Annotated in this window: 13 protein-coding genes; 5 read left to right on the top strand and 8 right to left on the bottom strand. The window is 67.1% G+C overall.

What is annotated here, in order from left to right:
• Nucleotides 1–120 precede the first annotated feature (120 nt).
• The 3 genes from lpdA to CCA01S_RS14510 are packed head-to-tail and all read left to right on the top strand — an operon-like array spanning nucleotide 121 to nucleotide 4,048.
• The gene (gene lpdA / locus CCA01S_RS14520) at nucleotides 121–1,548 is read left to right on the top strand and encodes a dihydrolipoyl dehydrogenase (RefSeq protein WP_066459784.1); all 1,428 of its coding nucleotides are present in this window, start codon (nucleotides 121–123) and stop codon (nucleotides 1,546–1,548) included.
• 14 nt (nucleotides 1,549–1,562) lie between these two features.
• Nucleotides 1,563–2,654 (top strand): cell division protein ZapE, encoded by a 1,092-nt coding sequence (gene zapE, locus CCA01S_RS14515; RefSeq protein WP_066459782.1) that lies wholly within the window; start codon nucleotides 1,563–1,565, stop codon nucleotides 2,652–2,654.
• Between the two features lie 35 nt (nucleotides 2,655–2,689).
• Nucleotides 2,690–4,048 (top strand): tryptophan--tRNA ligase, encoded by a 1,359-nt coding sequence (locus tag CCA01S_RS14510; protein ID WP_232305144.1) that lies wholly within the window; start codon nucleotides 2,690–2,692, stop codon nucleotides 4,046–4,048.
• Nucleotides 4,049–4,127: 79 nt separating this feature from the next.
• Here CCA01S_RS14510 and CCA01S_RS14505 read toward each other — a convergent pair whose 3' ends face one another.
• A complete protein-coding gene (locus CCA01S_RS14505; protein WP_066459781.1) occupies nucleotides 4,128–5,051 on the bottom strand; it encodes a LysR family transcriptional regulator in 924 nt (307 codons plus the stop codon).
• Nucleotides 5,052–5,170: 119 nt separating this feature from the next.
• On the opposite strand from CCA01S_RS14505, the gene CCA01S_RS14500 reads away from it, so the two are divergent.
• Together CCA01S_RS14500 and CCA01S_RS14495 are read left to right on the top strand one after the other, a co-directional pair.
• A complete protein-coding gene (locus CCA01S_RS14500) occupies nucleotides 5,171–6,358 on the top strand; it encodes an acyl-CoA dehydrogenase (protein ID WP_066459779.1) in 1,188 nt (395 codons plus the stop codon).
• 23 nt (nucleotides 6,359–6,381) lie between these two features.
• Nucleotides 6,382–7,677, top strand: a complete 1,296-nt coding sequence (locus CCA01S_RS14495; RefSeq protein ID WP_084386812.1) for a CaiB/BaiF CoA transferase family protein — start codon at nucleotides 6,382–6,384, stop codon at nucleotides 7,675–7,677.
• A 34-nt stretch (nucleotides 7,678–7,711) separates the two neighbouring features.
• Here CCA01S_RS14495 and CCA01S_RS14490 read toward each other — a convergent pair whose 3' ends face one another.
• From CCA01S_RS14490 to CCA01S_RS14460, 7 genes are read right to left on the bottom strand one after another with little or no spacing between them, the layout of a single operon-like run.
• The gene (locus CCA01S_RS14490) at nucleotides 7,712–8,917 is read right to left on the bottom strand and encodes an acetate/propionate family kinase (protein WP_066459777.1); all 1,206 of its coding nucleotides are present in this window, start codon (nucleotides 8,915–8,917) and stop codon (nucleotides 7,712–7,714) included.
• Nucleotides 8,914–10,323, bottom strand: coding sequence for a bifunctional enoyl-CoA hydratase/phosphate acetyltransferase (locus tag CCA01S_RS14485; protein WP_066459773.1), 1,410 nt, complete (start codon nucleotides 10,321–10,323; stop codon nucleotides 8,914–8,916). The genes CCA01S_RS14490 and CCA01S_RS14485 overlap by 4 nt, the downstream gene beginning before the upstream one ends.
• A 42-nt stretch (nucleotides 10,324–10,365) precedes the next feature.
• Nucleotides 10,366–11,496 carry an ABC transporter permease gene (locus CCA01S_RS14480; RefSeq protein WP_066459765.1) on the bottom strand — a complete coding sequence of 377 codons (1,131 nt, stop codon included), beginning with the start codon at nucleotides 11,494–11,496 and terminating at the stop codon, nucleotides 10,366–10,368.
• Between the two features lies 1 nt (nucleotide 11,497).
• The gene (gene rbbA, locus CCA01S_RS14475) at nucleotides 11,498–14,236 is read right to left on the bottom strand and encodes a ribosome-associated ATPase/putative transporter RbbA (RefSeq protein WP_066459760.1); all 2,739 of its coding nucleotides are present in this window, start codon (nucleotides 14,234–14,236) and stop codon (nucleotides 11,498–11,500) included.
• Complete coding sequence (locus CCA01S_RS14470; protein ID WP_066459758.1) at nucleotides 14,233–15,333, bottom strand: HlyD family secretion protein; 1,101 nt, start codon at nucleotides 15,331–15,333, stop codon at nucleotides 14,233–14,235. The genes rbbA and CCA01S_RS14470 overlap by 4 nt, the downstream gene beginning before the upstream one ends.
• Before the next feature lie 45 nt (nucleotides 15,334–15,378).
• Complete coding sequence (locus tag CCA01S_RS14465) at nucleotides 15,379–16,809, bottom strand: efflux transporter outer membrane subunit (protein WP_066459756.1); 1,431 nt, start codon at nucleotides 16,807–16,809, stop codon at nucleotides 15,379–15,381.
• Nucleotides 16,810–16,832: 23 nt separating this feature from the next.
• Nucleotides 16,833–18,587, bottom strand: coding sequence for a PHA/PHB synthase family protein (locus CCA01S_RS14460; protein ID WP_066459754.1), 1,755 nt, complete (start codon nucleotides 18,585–18,587; stop codon nucleotides 16,833–16,835).
• Nucleotides 18,588–18,602 lie beyond the last annotated feature (15 nt).

The raw sequence follows: 18,602 nt of genomic DNA, 5'->3' as shown, positions 1-18,602 counted from the left end.
CCCGCCGCGCCGCCTGGCGTGGCGGGCGGGCCGCCTGTCGGCCCGTGCGTCGGCGATTGTCGGGCCGTGCCGACGGTGCGCATCGTCGGCCTTTCTGTGAACCTTTTTCAAGAGACAATCATGGCAAAACAATTTGACGTCGTCGTCATCGGGGCCGGCCCCGGCGGCTATATCGCGGCGATCCGCGCGGCCCAGCTGGGCCTGACCGTGGCCTGCGTGGACGCCTGGACGACGGCGGCGGGCAAGCCCGCGCCGGGCGGCACCTGCACCAACGTGGGCTGCATCCCGTCCAAGGCGCTGCTGCAATCCTCCGAACACTACGAGCAGGTCAACCACGAGTTCGCTGATCACGGCATCACGGCCAAAGAGGTACACCTCGATCTGGCCAAGCTGGTGGGCCGCAAGGACACCGTCGTCAAGCAGAACAACGAAGGCATCCTCTACCTGTTCAAGAAGAACAAGGTGTCCTTTTTCCACGGCACCGGCTCGCTGGCGGCCAAGACCGACTTCGGCTGGCTGGTGAAAGTGGCCGGCAAGGCCGACGAAGACCTCGAAGCGCGCCACGTGGTCGTAGCCACGGGCTCCAATGCGCGCGAGCTGCCGGGCCTGCCGTTCGACGAAGACAAGATCCTCTCCAACGACGGCGCCCTGCGCATCCCCGCCGTGCCCAAGACCCTGGGCATCATCGGCGCGGGCGTCATCGGCCTGGAAATGGGCAGCGTGTGGCGCCGCCTGGGAGCCGACGTCACCATTCTCGAAGCCATGCCCGACTTCCTCGGCGCGGTCGACCGCGACGTGGCCAAAGAAGCGCAAAAGGCGCTCAACAAGCAGGGCCTGAAAATCCAGACCGGCGTGCGCATCGGCGAGGTCAAGACCGCGGCCCAGGGCGTGGCCATCTCGTACACCGACGCCGCCGGCGCCGAGCAATCGCTGGCCGTCGAAAAACTCATCGTCTCGATTGGCCGCGTGCCCAACACCAATGGCCTGGGCGCCGACACCGTGGGCCTGAAGCTCGACGAGCGCGGCTTCGTGGTGGTGGACGAAGACTGCCGCAGCAACCTGGCCAACGTCTGGGCCGTGGGCGACGTCGTGCGCGGGCCCATGCTGGCGCACAAGGCCGAAGAAGAAGGCGTGGCCGTGGCCGAGCGCATTGCCGGTCAGCACGGGCACGTCAATTTCGACACCATCCCCTGGGTCATCTATACCTCGCCCGAAGTGGCCTGGGTCGGCAAGACCGAACAGACGCTCAAGGCCGAAGGCCGCGACTACAAGGCGGGCTCGTTCCCCTTCATGGCCAATGGCCGTGCGCGGGCGCTGGGCGACACCACCGGCTTCGTGAAGATTCTGGCGGATGCCAAGACGGATGAAGTACTGGGCGTGCACATCGTCGGGCCGCTGGCTTCCGAACTGATTGCCGAAGCCGTCACCATCATGGAGTTCCGTGGCGCGGCCGAAGACATCGCACGTATCTGCCATGCGCACCCGACCCTGTCCGAAGCGGTGAAAGAGGCCGCCCTGGCGGTCGACAAGCGCACGCTCAATCTGTAAGCAAAGCCACTTTCATGGATGTCAGCGCGTACTACGCGCAGGCCCTGCGCGAGCGGGGCTTCGTCGCTGACGAGGCCCAGCACGCGGCGGTCGAGCGCCTGCAGCAATACTATGACGACTGGATCGAGTTCAAGCGTCAGCGATCCACCCGCCTGAAAAAACTCTTTCTGCATCCCGACGTGCCCCGGGGGGTCTACTTGTGGGGCGGGGTGGGGCGCGGCAAGAGCTTTCTCATGGATGCGTTCTATCTCACCGTGCCGGTCAAGCGCAAGGTGCGCCTGCATTTTCACGAGTTCATGCGCGGCGTGCACAAAGAGATTCGTGCCGTCAGCGGCGAGGCCGATCCGCTGGATCACGTGGCGAGCACGATCGCCAAGCGTTATCGCCTCATCTGCTTCGACGAATTTCACGTCTCGGACGTGGCCGACGCCATGATTCTGTACCGCTTGCTGCTCAAGCTCTTCGAGTACGGCACGTCCTTTGTCATGACCTCCAACTACGAGCCGTCCACGCTCTATCCCGACGGCTTGCATCGCGACCGCATCCTGCCCGCGATCGAGCTCATCCAGCAAAAAATGGACGTGCTCAACGTGGATGCGGGCATTGATTACCGGCGCCGCACCCTGGCGCAGCTGCGCACCTACATCACACCGATCGTCGCGGCTACGCACGACGAGCTGCGCGCCGCCTTTACGCGCCTGGCCGACACCGCCGAGCAGAAGCCCGTGTTGCTGATCGAAGACCGTGAGATTCAGGCCATTGCCCTGGCGGGCACGGTGGTCTGGTTCGACTTCGAGGCGCTGTGCGGTACGCCCCGCTCGCAAAACGACTACCTCGATCTCGCCGACCGCTTCCAGACCATCATCGTCTCGGACGTGCCGCAGATGGCGCCGCGCCAGGCCTCCGAAGCGCGGCGCTTTACCTGGCTCGTGGACGTGCTGTACGACCACAAGGTCAAGCTCATCCTCTCGGCGCAGTGCCCGGCGGATGCGCTTTATACTCAAGGCCCGATGTCCAACGAGTTCAGCCGGACGGTGTCGCGCCTGATGGAAATGCAGTCGCGCGAATACCTGGCCGAGACCCGCCGCGCGTTGGTAGATCTATAAGCTTGTTCCAGACCCTTACCCAGGATGATTGACGCATGAGCATGCCCCCTTCCGCAGCCGCCCCGGCCTCCCGCCGGGTTCTGACCGGCATCACCACCTCCGGCACGCCGCACCTGGGCAACTATGCAGGGGCCATCCGCCCCGCCATCCAGTCGAGTACCGAACCCGGCGTGGATGCGTTTTTCTTCCTGGCCGATTTCCACGCACTCATCAAGTGCGCGGATCCCGCCCGCGTGGCGCAATCGCGGCTGGAAATCGCCGCCACCTGGATCGCCGCCGGGCTGGACACCGACCGCGTCACGTTCTACCGCCAATCCGACGTGCCCGAGATCCCCGAGCTGTGCTGGATGCTTACCTGTGTCACGGCCAAGGGGCTGATGAACCGGGCGCATGCCTACAAGGCCGCGGTGGATGCCAATCTGGCCAAGGATGAAGAGCCCGACGATGGCATCACCATGGGGCTGTTTTCCTATCCGGTGCTGATGGCGGCGGACATTCTCCTGTTCAACGCCCACCGGGTGCCGGTGGGGCGCGACCAGATCCAGCATCTGGAGATGGCGCGCGACATCGCCCAGCGTTTCAATCACCTGTACGGGCGTGGGCAAGACCTGTTCGTGCTCCCCGAGGTACAGATCGACGAGGACGTGGCCACTTTGCCGGGCCTGGACGGGCGCAAGATGTCCAAGAGCTACAACAACACGATTCCCCTGTTCGAGGGGGGGCGCAAAGCCCTGAAGGCGGCGGTGGCGCAGATCGTCACCGATTCGCGGCTGCCGGGCGAGCCCAAGGATGCCGACGGCGCGCACCTCTTCACCCTGTACCGCGCGTTTGCCACGCACGCGCAGGCGGCGGCGTTTCGCACGGCGCTGGAAGGCGGGCTGGGTTGGGGCGATGCCAAACAGGCCTTGTGCGAGCAGATCGAGGCACAGATTGGCCCCATGCGCGAGCCCTATGCCGAACTGATGGCACACCCCGAACGCATCGAGGCTATCTTGCAGGCGGGGGCGCAGAAAGCGCGCGCCATCGCCATGCCCTTCATGGATCGCCTGCGCGAGGCCGTGGGCCTGCGCCAGCCCGCCGCGCCCTCTGGTGCGGGCAAGGCCGCAGGCAAGACAGGCAAGGTGGGCCGGGCGCGCCTGGTGTCGTTTCGCGACGAAGACGGGCAGTTCCGCCAGCGCCTATTTGCCGCGGACGGCACCGAGCTGCTGCTCTCCGAACCGTTTGGCGACCCCAAGGTGCTCAACAACCTGGGCCGCTCGTTTGCCGAGCGCGATCTGGCTGCCTTGGTGGCCGATGTCCAGGGGCTGGTGGCACTCGAAGCCGACGGCCTGTGCTGGGCCAGGATACCCGCCAGTGATCTGGCCGCCGTGCAGGCTGCGCTTGCACAGGTCTGAGGCGCGCAAGGCTGTTTCGGCTGGCCGGGCGGTCGGGGCCTGCGCCCGGTTCCGGACGTGTCGTTGGCCGGTTGGCCGATCAGCTGGGCTGGGTCTGCAGAACCTCAGCCTCTAGAGAGGTGGCTTGGTCTGCACCCGCCTGCGCCATCAGCCAATCACGAAACTGCACCAGGGTGGGCAAGCCAATCTTGCGTTCTGGCACGATCAGGTGAAAAGCCCGCTGACCCGGCCCGCTGTGCGGGTTGAGCACGTGCAGATCGCCGCGATCCAGTTCCTGCCGGATCAGGAAGGGCGGGATCAAGGCCACGCCCAGGCCATCGCTGGCGGCCTGCGACAACATCGAGAACAGTTCCAGGCGTATGCCCGCCATGTCGGCGGGGGCGGCCACGCCGGCCGAGGCGAACCAGTCACGCCAGGCAGCGGGCCGTGTACTTTGCTGCAGCAGCGGCAGTCCGGCGATGACGGCGGCGTCCAGCGGGCCTGGGGCCAGCCGGGGGCTGCAGACGGGCACCGGGTTCTCGCGCATCAGGAAATAAGCCTGGGTGCCGGGCCAGCCGGGGTCGCCCGAGTAAATGGCGGCGTCGAACTCGGTATCGTCAAACAGAAAGGGCCGGGTGCGTGTGGCCATGTTGACCTGCAACCCAGGCCCGCCGCCAGGCTGGGCCAGCCTGGGCAGCAGCCAGCGCGTGGCGAAGGTGGGTACGACGGCAAGCTCCACCACGCCGCCGCCCTGGTGTGCCATGATGGCCAGCGTGTCGCGCTCGATGGCATCCAGCTGGCGACCCACGAGTCGGGCGTAGCGCTCGCCGGCGTCGGTCAGGCGGACGCCACGGCGCACGCGGTCGAAAAGGGCCACACCCACGAAGGTTTCGAGCGTGGCGATCTGGCGGCAGACGGCCCCCTGGGTCAGGGACAGCTCTTGGGCGGCCAGCGTGAAGCTCTGGTGGCGCGCGGCGGCCTCGAAGGCCTGCAAGGCGGTGGTGCTGGGTAGGCGTTTGCGCATAGAGTACCGGCTATGAGTGAGAAAAAATCACAAGTCGATTAATTTATATCGATTGTAGCCCGTTGGATAAGCCGCTAGGATGCTGAACAGTCACTTCATCACTGTTCAGGAGCTTCTGCATGTCCTCATCCCGCCCGCAATTCCAGTGGCTCGATCCGCTGCTGCTCGATCAACAGCTCAGCGACACCGAGCGCATGGTGCGCGATGCCGCGCGCGCCTATTGCCAGGAACAACTGCTGCCGCGCGTACAGGCCGCCTTTCGCCACGAAAAGGCCGAACCCGCCATCTTCCGCGAAATGGGCGAGCTGGGCCTGCTGGGGGTGACGATTCCCGAGCAATACGGCGGCGCGGCGCTCAATTACGTCAGCTATGGCCTGATCGCCCGCGAGGTCGAGCGGGTCGATTCGGGCTACCGTTCGATGATGAGCGTGCAAAGCTCGCTGGTCATGGTGCCCATCAATGCCTTTGGCACCGAAGCGCAAAAGCAGAAATACCTGCCCAAGCTCGCCTCGGGCGAGTGGGTCGGCTGTTTTGGCCTCACCGAGCCCGATCACGGCTCCGACCCTGGTTCGATGGTCACGCGCGCCAAGAAGGTGCCCGGTGGCTATAGCCTCACGGGCGCCAAGGCCTGGATCACCAACAGCCCCATCGCCGACGTCTTCGTGGTCTGGGCCAAGGATGAGGCGGGCGACATCCGCGGCTTCGTGCTGGAAAAGGGCTGGAAGGGCCTGTCGGCGCCCGCCATCCACGGCAAGGTGGGCCTGCGCGCCTCCATCACGGGCGAGATCGTGCTCGACGAAGTCTTCGTGCCCGAAGAAAACGCCTTCCCCGACGTGCGCGGCCTCAAGGGGCCGTTCACGTGCCTCAATTCGGCCCGCTTCGGCATTGCCTGGGGGGCGCTGGGCGCAGCCGAGGCCTGCTACGAAACGGCGCGCCAGTACGTGCTCGACCGCAAGCAGTTTGGCCGCCCCCTGGCGGCCAACCAGCTCATCCAGAAAAAGCTGGCTGACATGCTCACCGAGATCACGCTCGGGCTGCAGGCGGTGCTGCGGGTGGGACGCCTGAAGGATGAAGGCCTGGCGCCGGTCGAAATCACGTCCATCATCAAGCGCAATTCTTGCGGCAAGGCGCTCGACATTGCCCGCACGGCGCGCGACATGCTGGGCGGCAACGGCATTTCCGACGAGTTCTGCATCGCCCGCCATCTGGTCAATCTCGAGGTGGTCAATACCTACGAAGGCACGCACGACGTGCACGCCCTGATCCTCGGGCGCGCCATCACGGGCATCGCCGCCTTCGCCAACTGAGCGTGCCGTCCAAGGAGCCCCCGATGCCGACCGATGCCGCGCAAATTCCCGCTAATGACGGCGGCACGCCCTCCGCGTCCGCCATCGCGCCGCCCCGCCAGGGGGCCTTGTCGCACATTCGCGTGCTCGATCTCTCGCGCGTGCTGGCAGGGCCCTGGGCCACGCAGATCCTGGGCGATCTGGGGGCTGACGTCATCAAGATCGAACGTCCGGAGGCGGGCGACGACACACGCGGCTGGGGGCCCCCCTGGATGCCGGATGCGGCGGGGCAAGACAGCCGTGTGGCGGCTTATTATCTGTGTGCCAACCGCAACAAGCGGTCGGTCACTGTAGACATCGCCAGCGCCGAGGGCCAGGCCTTGATTCGCCAGCTGGTGGCGCAGTCCGACGTGCTGGTCGAAAACTTCAAGGCGGGCGGGCTGGCGCGCTACGGCCTCGACTACGCCACGCTCAAGGACGTCAACCCGCGCCTGGTGTATTGCTCCATCACGGGCTTTGGCCAGACGGGGCCTTATGCCGCGCGCGCGGGCTACGATTTCCTGGTGCAAGGCCTGGGGGGGCTCATGAGCGTCACTGGGCGGCCCGATACCGAGGCGGGCGGCGGCCCCATGAAAGTGGGGGTGGCGCTCACGGACATCCTCACCGGCCTGTATGCCGCCAATGCCATTCAGGCGGCGCTGGCCGCGCGCGCGCACACGGGGCGTGGCCAGCATGTGGATATGGCCCTGCTCGACGTGCAGGTAGCCTGCCTGGCCAACCAGGCCATGAACTACCTGGCCACCGGGCACAGCCCGGGGCGCCTGGGCAATGCGCACCCCAGCATCGTGCCGTATCAAGACTTTCCCACCGCCGATGGCTACATGATCCTGGCCATTGGCAACGACGGCCAGTTTGCCCGCTTCTGCGAAGAGGCCGGCCGCCCCGACCTTGCGCAGGATGCGCGTTTTGCCACCAATCGGGCCCGCGTCGAGCATCGGGGCGAGCTCATCCCCATCCTGCGCCATCTCACCACGGCGCGCACCACGGCGCAGTGGATTGCCGCGCTCGAGTCGCGCGCCGTGCCCTGCGGGCCGATCAATGCCATTGAGCAAGTCTTTCAAGACCCCCAGGTGCGGGCGCGCGGTTTGCGCATCGACATGGCCCATGCGCAAGCCGGCACGGTGCCCCTGGTGGCCAGTCCGATCCGCCTGTCGGATACCCCGGTCGATTATCGGCTGCCACCGCCCCCCTTGGGGGCGCACACGGCCGACGTGCTCTCGGATGTGCTGGGGATGGCGCCTGACGCGATCGATGCCTTGCGCGCGCGTGGCGTGATCTGAGGCGCGGTTTCGCGCGGCACGCCTGGCCCGGCGTTCAGTCCAGCAGGCCCAGGGCGTGCCGGGCTGCGATCCATTCTTCGTTGGTCGGCTCCATAGCCACCAGGATGGGGCTGTCGGGGGTTGACAGCGTCGTGGCCTGAGCCGCATTGGCGGCGGGGTTCAGCGTGATGCCCAGCCAGGCCAATTCCTGGCAGACCCGTCGGCGCAGTTCGATGCTGTGTTCGCCGATGCCGGCCGTGAACACCAGCATGTCCAGCCCGCCCAGTGCGGCCGCCAGGGCGCCGATCTCGCGGACGATGCGGCGCACGTACAGCGCCAGGGCCAGGCGCGCGCGGGGCTCGCGGGCTTCGACGGCCAGCAGGTCGCGCGGGTCGGACGAGATGCCCGAGACGCCCTTCAAGCCGGATTCGTGATACAGGATGTGGCCGACTGCCTCCAGGCTGAGGTGTTCGATCTCCATCAGGTAGAGTACGGCCCCTGGATCCAGGGCGCCGGTGCGCGTGCCCATCATCAGGCCATCCAGGGCGGAGAAGCCCATGGTGGTCGCCTGGCTGCGCAGGTCTTGCATGGCGCACAGGCTCGCGCCGCTGCCCAGGTGCGCGGCGATGACCCGACCGCGTGCCCGTTGGCCATGGCGCTCGGGCAGGGCGACGGACAGATATTCGTAGGACAAGCCGTGAAAGCCGTAGCGGCGCAGGCCGCGTTCCCAGGCGTCGTAGGGCAGCGGCAGCAATTGCTCGACCTGGGGGACGGTATGGTGAAAGGCGGTGTCGAAACAGGCGACCTGGGGCAGGCCAGGCCGTTCGCGCAGCAGCATATCGATCGCTTCGAGCGCAAAGGGCTGGTGCAGCGGTGCCAGGGGGACGTAGCCGCGCAGGTCGGCCAGGACGCCAGCGTCGATGCGTACCGGCGTGAAATACCGGCTGCCCCCATGAACGACGCGGTGGGCGACGGCCACCAGGCGCCCCTCGCCCAGCCGGGCGTGCACGTGGCGCAGAATCAGGTTCAGGGCGCTGCCGTAAGGGTTTTGCGTGTCGAGCTGGATGGCAAACGGCGCAACGCCGGTTGCGCCGAAGTCTGGCTGGGTGCCGCCGATGCCCTGGACTTTGCCGTTCCAGGCTGGACGCCGTGGCAAGGGGCTGGACGAAACGTCGAACAGTGCGAACTTGATGCTGGACGAACCGCAGTTCAGCACCAGGATCAGGTTCTGCCCGGGGGCGGGCGTCTGGGGGGCGATCATAGGGGGGTGCTCCGGTAGTGGTGCGCCAGCAGCAGGGCCACGGCGCAGGATGCGATGCGGGATTCGTAGCTGTCCGCCCGGCTGGTCAGGATGATGGGTACGCGGGCTCCCAGGACGATGCCGGCGCTGGTTGCGTCGCCCAGGTACATCAGCTGTTTGGCGAGCATGTTGCCGCTTTCCAGATCGGGTGCCACCAGGATGTCGGCGCGGCCCGCCACGTCCGAGCGGATGCCCTTGATGTGGGCGGCGGCCTGGGACACGGCGTTGTCGAAGGCCAGCGGGCCGTCGAGCAGGCCACCGGTGATCTGGCCGCGGTCGGCCATCTTGCACAGGGCGGCGGCATCCAGGGTGGCCGGCATGCCGGTGCTGATCGTTTCCACTGCGGCAAGAATGGCGACGCGTGGCCGCGCCACGCCGATCGCGTGCGCGAGGTCGATGGCGTTGCGGATGATGTCGGCCTTTTGCTCCAGCGTCGGGGCGATGTTGATCGCCGCATCGGTGATGATGAAGGGGCGGGGGTATTGGGGAACCTGCATCAGGTAGCAGTGGCTGACGCGCCGCTTGGTGCGCAGGCCGTCGGCGCGCACGACCGCGCCCATCAGCTCGTCGGTGTGCAGGCTGCCTTTCATCAGGGCTTCGACTTCGCCCGCGCGGGCCAGCGCCACGGCCATGTCCGCCGCCGCGTGGCTGTGCGCCGCATCGCGCACGTCCAGCCCCTCGAGCGATGCGCCCAGGGCCTGGGCGGCCTGCTCCAGGCGGGCCCGGGGCGCCACCAGAACCGGTTCGATCAGGTTTTCCCGGCGGGCTTCCAGCACGGCCCGCAGGCTGACCTCGTCGCAGGAATGGACGACTGCCACGCGGATCGGGTCGCGGCCGCGCACGTGGGTCAGCAAAGTCTGCAGACTGTCTGCGCCGGATGGCTGGATGCGGATGTCGGGCAGCGTGCTGCGGGGGCATTCGACGGTCTTGTCCGGTGCCTGAACCAGCGCCTCGCCCTGGATGGCGATGGTGCCGTCGGGCAGGGTGCAGGTGCAGGCCAGGCGGGCGTGGCGGTGTCTGGCCTCCAGGGCCGTGACGCGTACCTCGACGGTGACGCGGTCGCCGATGCGCACCGGCGCCCGGAACGACAGGCTTTGATCCAGGTAGATGGTGCCTGGGCCGGGCAGCTGGGTTCCCAGCACGGCCGAGATCAGCGAGGCGCCCCACATGCCGTGGGCAATGATGCCCTGAAAAGGGGTGCCGGCGGCGAAATCCGGATCCAGGTGCTGGGGGTTCAGGTCGCCCGAGACGGCGGCAAACAGCTGGATGTCGCGCATGGACAGCACCCGCTCGATGCGGGCGCTGTCGCCCACGGCGAGTTCGGCAAAGGTGCGGTTGCGCAAGGTATTGAGCGAAGTGTCGGTCATGGAGGTCTTGGCAGGGTCGGATGGTGGGAAAGGGAGCTGGTATCAGGCCATGCTGCCGATTGCGGCACGAAAACGTCGCAGCGACAGGAAGAACATCAGGGACCCGATGACCGCCAGAGCGAGAAACGAGGGCCAGACGACGCTGAGCCCGGCCCCCCGGTACAGGATGGCCTGTCCCAGTTCGACGAAGTGGGTGGTGGGGGCCGCCAGCATCAGGTCTTGCGCCAGCCGGGGCATGCTTTCGCGCGGGGTGGTGCCGCCCGACAGCATCTGCATGGGCAGCAGGATCAGGATCATCAGCATGCCGAACTGCGGCATGTTGCGCGCCAGGGTGGCAAGGTAGATGCCCATCGCTGTCATGGCAAACAGGTGCAGGGCCGCGCCGGTGAAGAAAAGCGGCAACGAGCCCTCGACAGGCACGTGCAGCAGGCCCCGGACGATGCCATTGAGCGACAGGGCGGCCGCGAGCAGCACGACCAGGCTCATCGACCAGACTTTGGACAGCATGATCTGGGTTGGCGTCACGGGCATCACCAGCAGGTGCTCGATCGTGCCATGTTCGCGTTCGCGGATCAATGCGGCACCGGTGAGGATCAGCGACAGCATGGTGATCTGGTTGATGATTTCCATCAGGCCGCCGAACCAGGATTTTTCCAGGCCCGGATTGAAGCGCGCCCGCAGCACCAGATCGATGGGAGGCGCGATGGTTTGTCCGCGACCGCGCATGAAATCGGCAATCTCGCCCTGGATGATCTGCTGAATGTTGCCGTTGCCGGTAAAGGCCTGGCTCATGCGGGTCGCGTCGACGTTGATCTGGATTTCCGCGTCGCGCCCCGCCAGCACGTCGCGCTGGAAATTGGGCGGAATGTTCAGCGCAAAAGAATAGCGGCCGATGTCCATGCCCGGATCGACCTGTTCGTGGCTGATCATGGCGGGCGGCATGAATAGCGGCGGGTAAAAGGCGCTGGCGATCTGCTGGGACAGGGGAGAATGGTCTTCGTCCACGATGGCGATCGGTACTTTGTGCAGGGTTTCGGGCACGGCGGTCGCCGCGGTGTAGACCGAGACCGTGAAGGAAAAGGCGATCAGGATCAGCATGACCGGGTCGCGCCACAAGCTCCAGAGCTCTTTGATGCCCAGCCGCCAGATGGTTCCGAGGGATTGCCGGTTCATGTCAGCGATCCTGTTTGCGCAGCAGCGCGATCGCCCCGCCCAGGATGACCGAAACCGACAGCGCCAGAGGCCAGATGGAGGGCCACAGATCGTGAAACGCCAGTGCCTTGTTGAAGACGCCACGGCTGATCGTGAACATATAGGCTGCCGGGTAGGTCTGGCCAAGCAGTCGGCCCGGTCCCTCCAGCGAGCTGACCGGGTCGAGCATGCCGGAAAACTGGATCGCCGGGATCAGGGTGCCGATCATGGTGAAGAACATGGCGGCGATCTGGCTGCGCGTCACGCTCGAGGCCAGCAGGCCCAGTCCGGTCGAGGCCACGCAGAAAATCACGGCCGAGAGGGCCAGTGTGGGCAGGCTGCCCTTGATGGGGACGCCAAATACGGTGATCGACAACAGGCACATGGCCGTGAAGTTCACCAGCGCCAGGCCGATATAGGGCATCTGCTTGCCCAGCAGGAACTCGGTGCGTGAAATGGGGGTGACGTACAAATTGATGATGGAGCCGATTTCCTTTTCCCGCACCACGGCCAGCGCCGTCAGCATGGCGGGCAGCATGATCAGCATCAACGGGATGACGACGGGCACCATGGCGGGCAGGCTGCGCACATCCGGGTTGTAGCGAAAGCGCGTCTCCAGCCTGGCTGGCTGGCGGGGAGACGCTCCCAGGCGCTCGCGGGCCTGCTGCATCAGCCACAGCTGGTGCATGCCCTGGGCGTAGCCTTTGATGGTCTCCGCCCGCTGGGGCATGGCGCCGTCGATCCAGGCGCTGAGGTCGGCCGGGCGCCCGTGCAGCAGATCCGCGCCGAAACCCGGCGGAATTTCGATGGCCAGCGACAGTTCGCCGTTGCGCATGCGGCGATCCATGTCGGCATCATCCAGGATCGGGGGACGTTCGATGAAGTAGCGCGAGCCGGCCAGGTTCAGTACGTAGTCGCGGCTGATGCTCGTATTGTCCCGATCCAGGACGGCAAAACGCAGGTTTTCCACGTCCATGCTGATGCCAAAGCCAATGACGAACATCAGCACCAGAGAGCCCAGCAGGGCCAGCGTGCCGCGCACCGGGTCGCGGCGCAGCTCCATGGCTTCGCGCCGTGCGGTGCTCAGCAGCCGGGCCGGGCTGAAGGACGGTATGCGTGGTGTTCGCGTGGAGCCCGGGGCCGACGCGGCGGCTTCCTGGGCGTCGGTGGCAGGCTGGGGGGCTTCGCCGCTGGCCTCCAGCAGGTAGCCGATGAAGGCTTCTTCCAGCGTGCGCGCCCCGCGTTTGCGTACCAGTTCGGCCGGGCGGTCGCTGTCGAGTACGCGTCCCGCGTGCATCATGGACATGCGGTCGCACCGCTCGGCCTCGTTCATGAAATGGGTGGAGATAAAGATCGTCACCCGATCGCGGCGCGACAGGGTGATCAGCAGCCGCCAGAATTCGTCGCGGGCGATCGGGTCGACACCGGACGTGGGTTCGTCCAGGATCAGCAGCTCGGGCTCATGCACCATGGCCACGGCCAGCGACAGGCGCTGGCGGATGCCCAGCGGCAGGCTGTCGGGCAGCCTGTCCAGCACCTGGCCCAGCCCGAAGCGCTCGACCATGGCTTGCACCCGCTCGGGGATGAGCCCGGGCGGAACGTGGAACAGGCGCGCGTGCAGGGTCAGGTTCTGGTGTACCGTCAGTTCGCTGTACAGCGAGAACGACTGTGACATATAGCCGACCCGGCGGCGCACGTCCAGGTCGTTGGGGTCGATCTCGTGGCCGAACAGCCAGGCGCGGCCCTCGCTGGCGGGCAGCAGGCCTGTCAGCATCTTCATGGTCGTGGACTTGCCACAGCCGTTCGATCCCAGGAAGCCGAAGATCTCGCCGCGCCGGATGCGGAAGCTGACGTGGTCGACGGCCACGAAGTCGCCAAACCGCATGGTCAGGCCCTGGGCTTCGATGGCGATGTCGTCGTCGGCCCCCTCGGGCAGCGGCGGGATTTCCACCGGCGCATAGCCCGCGCGCCGGGCGGCGGGCAACAGATGGATGAAGGCCGCTTCCAGCGTATCCTGGGCGGTGGCTGCCAGCAGCCCGGCGGGCGTGCCGGTGGCCAGAATGTGACCCTGATCCATGGCGAGCAGCCAGTCGAAACGCTGCGCTTCGTCCATGTAGGCCGTGGCCACGACGACGCTCATCCCTGGCCGGTTGGCGCGGATGCTGGCGATCAGATCCCAGAACTGGGCACGGGCGAGCGGATCGACGCCGGTGGTGGGTTCGTCCAGAATCAGAAGATCCGGGTCGTGGATCAGGGCGCAGCACAGGCTGAGTTTCTGTTTCATGCCGCCCGAGAGCTTGCCGGCCGGACGAGACAAGAAAGGGTGCAGGCCGGTGCTGCGGGTCAGGTCGTCGATGCGTCGGCGCCGTTCGGCGGCGTCGTGGCCGAACAGCCGTGCGAAGAACTGCAGGTTTTCCTCGACCGACAAGGTGGGGTACAGGTTTTTGCCCAGGCCTTGCGGCATGTAGGCGATGCGGGGGCAGGCCTGCTGGCGGTGGGTGCGCTGCGCCATGTCGCCCCCGAGCACCTGCACGCTGCCTTGCTGGATGATGCGCGCACCCGCCAGGATCGACAGCAGCGTCGATTTGCCGACGCCGTCGGGGCCGATCAGGCCCACCATGCGCCCGGCCGGGATGTCCAGGTCGATGCCATCCAGCGCGCACGTCTTGCCATAGTGGTGGCTGAGCCCGCGCACCTGGGCCGCGAAGGTGGCCGATGTCATTGCATTTGCCCGGATGGCTGGGCGCCGGGCAGGCGTACGTTCAGGGATTCCGGCCAGGGCTGCGTGGTGTCGGTGCGCACCCAGGCGACGCCGGGCAGGCCGGTCTTGACCTGATCCAGGTGCTTCAGCAGCAGCGCCGTCGGCAGGCGTGCCTTGATGCGGAACATGAGCTTTTGGCGCTCGCTGGCGGTCTCGACGGTTTTAGGGGTGAATTGCGCCTGGCTGGCGACAAAGGACACGGCGGCCGGGATCACGTATCCGGGGGCGGCATCCAGGAGGATACGCACTTCGCTACCCATGGCCAGCCGCCCGGCGACGGCCTCGGGCATGAAGAAGGTCATGGAGACGTCGGCGAGGTCCAGCATGTTCAGTACGCGGCCACCGGCCCCGAGCACTTCGCCCGGCTGGGCCACGCGCAGCTGGATGCGTCCGTCGCGCGGGGCCTTCAGGCTGCCGTCTTTCAGGTCGGCCTCGACACGTGCCACGGTGGCGGCGGTGGCGGTGACGGCGGATTCGGCACCGACCAGATCGGCCTTGGCTGCCGCGACGCCCGCCTGAGCGGAGATGACCTGAGCCTTGGCCGCCGCCAGCCCGGCCTCGGCGCTGTGCAGGCGGGCCTGGTCATCGTCCAGCTCCTGGCGCGATGCCGCCCCGCGCTGCGCGAGCGTGCGCGAGCGGTTCAGGCGCTGGCGGGCGGCAAACAGGTCGCTGTCGCGTTGCTTGACGATGGCTTGCTGCGTTGCCACATCGCTTTCCCGCAGGGCCACCTGCGCCTGTGCGGCGGCCACCGCGTGGCCGGCCTGACGCTGCCGCGCCTGGGCCTCGTCGAGTTGCGCCCGCAGGGAATCGAGGTTCATCACGGCCAGCACCTGGCCGACCTTGACGAAGTCACCCTCGTTGACCAGGATTTGTTCGACGCGCCCGGGCAGCTGGGTGGCAATGTCGATTTCGGTGGCTTCGATGCGTCCGTTGCCCTGCATGAATCCGGGGCCTGGCCCCGGATCCTGGGTGCCGCGCCAGAGGCCGTAGGCACCCGCGGCCACGGCCACGATGAGAACCAGGGGAAGGCGTTTCTTGATGTGCTCGGTCAGGGTCATGGGTCGGTTCGATAGTCGGTTTGCAATGTCGTCCCGCAGGCCGGGTCACGAGGGGGCGTCGGCCGCCGGGTCGGCACCGCCGCCCAGCGCGGAGAACAGCGCCGTCTGGCTGGAGAGCCAGGCGCCGCGCACCTGCACCAGCTGCTGCTGGGCGTTCAGCAGGTCGCGCTGGGCATCCAGCACTTCCAGGTAGGGGGCCGCGCCGCTGTCGTAGCGCAATTGCGCCAGTGCCGCGCGTTCGACCTGGGTCTGGGCCATGCGTGTCTGGATGTCCAGCTGCGCGGCCAGCCACTGGCGGGCCGACAGCGCATCGGATACTTCGCGAAACGCGATCTGGATGTTTCTTTCGTAGGTGGCTGCCGCCATGTCGCGGCGTACTTCGGCTACGTCCAGGCTCGCGCGCAGCCTGCCCGCCGTGAAGATGGGCATTTCGATGACCGGGGAAAACAGCCAGGTGCGGCCGCCGCTGCCAAACAGGCCGTCGAGCTCGGCGCTGGCGGTGCCCAGGGCCGAGGTCAGCGATATGCGCGGCAGGAAGGCGGCGCGCGCGGCCCCGATCCGGGCATGGGCGGCGCGCAGCTGGTATTCGGCTGCCCGGATGTCGGGCCGGGCAAGCAGGACATCTGCCGGCAGGCCTGGCTGCAGCAAGGCCAGCGGGGTGGCCTCCAGGCTGATGGTGGTGACGGGCTGCGAGCCGGGGTCAGTGCCCACCAGCAGGGCCAGGGCGTGCCGTGCGGCTGCCCGCCGCTGTTCGATCTGGGCACTGAGCGACTGGGCCTGGATGAGCAGCGTACGAACCTGGGTCAGCTCCAGGGTCGAGGAGGCGCCAACCTGCTGGCGCTGCTGGAAGATGTCCAGCGACTGCCGCCGGTTGGCGACGGCATTGCGGGCGAGGATGGCGCGCTGTTCCAGCTCGCGCAGCGACAGTACGGCATCAGCCACCTGGCGCACGAGTGCGACTTGGACGCTCTGGCGGGCGGCGTCGCTGGCCAGCCATTCATCCAGGGCCGCGTCTTTCAGGTTGTGCACGCGGCCCCAAAAGTCGATTTCCCAGTTCGTCAGGCCCACGGCGGCCTGGTATTTCGCCTGCACGAGGGTCTGGTCTGGCAAGGGGGGCGCCATGTCGCGGGCGCGTGTCCCCTGACCCTGCGCGCCGATCGCGGGCAACTGATCCGCGCGCTGGATGCGGTAGGTGGCTTCCGCCTCGCGCACGCGCAGCACCGCCAGCCGCAGGTCACGGTTGTGTTCCAGTGCCAGGCCGATCAGCCGACGCATGTCGGCGTCCTGGAAGTAATGGCGCCAGCTCAGGTTGGTCAACGCCTGGGCCGTCTGGGCGCTGGTGTCCGTCGGCCAGGCGTTGCCGACTGGCAGTGGCGGGATTTTCGTGGGTGGCGCCAGATTGACACAGGCACCCAGGGTCAGCAGCAGGCTGGCGGTGCCCAGGACGCGAACGATCGGTTTCAGTCGGCTCGGCATGGTGGCGGGATGCGGGTCTCGGTTCAGGTTTCCAGTACGTAAGCACCGGGCGCGTCGCCCAGGGTGGGGCTGCCCGGGATGCCCGGGCGCGGGGGGGCTTCGGGTGCGCCGCTGCGTTCGGCCAGCCATTGGGCCCAGGCGCTCCACCACGAACCGTCGCGGACGGATGTGGTGGCCAGCCAGTCGTCGGGCGGCAGAAACGGGTCGCCTGGCCGACGGGTCCGGATGCGGTATTGACGCCGGGGGTGGCCGGGCTCGTTGACGATGCCGGCGTTGTGGCCGCCGCTGGTGAGCACGAAGCTCAGTTCGCCGGGAAAGAACTGGTGCAGCTTGTAGACCGAACGCCAGGGGGCGACGTGATCGGTGAGCGTGCCCACGGCAAAGACCGGCAGGCGGATGTCGCTGATGGCGACGGGCCGTCCGGCGACGGGATAGCGCCCGGCGCTCAGGTCGTTGTCCAGGTAGAGGCGGCGCAGGTACTGCGAGTGCATGCGGGCCGGCATGCGGGTGGTGTCGGCGTTCCAGGCCATCAGGTCGTTGATGGGTCGGCGTTCGCCCAGCAGGTATTCGTGGATGACGCGCGACCAGAGCAGATCGTAGGAACGCAGCATCTGGAAGGCCCCGGCCATCTGATCCGCGCTGAAATAGCCCCGGCGCCTCATCTGGGCTTCGAGCAGGTGCACCTGGGCTTCGTCGATGAACAGGCCGATCTCGCCCGGCTCGCTGAAGTCGACCTGTGCGGTGAACAGGCTGACGCTGGCCAGCCGCGCGTCACCATCGCGTGCCATGGCGGCTGCGGCAATCGACAGCAGCGTGCCGCCCAGGCAGTAGCCTGTGGCGTGGATGCGGTGCTCTGGCTGGATGCGGCCGATCGCGTCCAGGGCGGCAAAGAAGCCGTCGCGCAGATAATCGTCCATGCCCAGCGCGGCGTCTTCGTCGGTGGGGTTTTTCCAGGAGATGCAGTACACGGTATGACCCTGGTCGCGCAGGAAGCGGATCAGGGAGTTGTGCGGCGAGAGATCCAGGATGTAGTACTTCATGATCCAGGCTGGCACGAGCAGGATCGGTTCCGGGCGCACCGTCGCGGTCGTGGGCGCGTACTGGATGAGTTCGATCAGCCGGTTGCGCAGCACCACCTTGCCGGGGGTGACGGCGACGTCGGTGCCGACCCGGAATTTGTCCGCCCCCGCGACCGGCATCGCGGCTTGATGGCGGACGATGTCCTCCAGCAGATAGCCGCCGCCGCGCAGCAGGTTCAAGCCGCCTTCTTCGGCTGTGCGCCTGAGGGCGAGCGGGTTGGCCCAGAGCTGGTTGCCGGGCGACATCATGTCCAGCCACTGGCGCGCCCAGAAAGAAACCTGGTGCAGGTGGTGCGCGTCGGTGCCTGGCAGGTCGTGAGTGGCGTCTTCCCACCAGGACTGGGTCAGCAGGAACCCCTGGTGCAGCACGTTGAAGGGCCAGGCGCACCAGGCCGGGTCGCCGAAGCGGCGGTCGGTTTCTGGCGGGGTGACGCAGACCTGGGCCGGATCGCCCGACACTTTCAGGCATTCGTAGGCGTACAGCGCCAAGTCTAGCTGGTGGCGGTATGCCAGACGCAGCAGCTCGGTCTGCTTGCCGGGCGAGGCCGCGAGGTGCAGCGCCCAGTCCAGCCAGGCCAGCAGCAGCGAGGCGGGCGACAGCGAGGCGAAGGCCCGGGCCTGGGCCGCATGAAAATATTGGTCGGTGCGCCGGGCTGCTGCCTGGATGTCGATGGGGTGATCCGCGGAAGGTGAGGGCATGGATGATCTCCTTAA

It is taken from the genome of Castellaniella caeni NBRC 101664 (assembly GCF_001592225.1).
GTDB lineage: Bacteria > Pseudomonadota > Gammaproteobacteria > Burkholderiales > Burkholderiaceae_B > Castellaniella > Castellaniella caeni.
The sequence above is the reverse complement of the archived record's forward strand: the minus strand, read 5'-3'. Positions and strand labels throughout refer to the sequence as shown.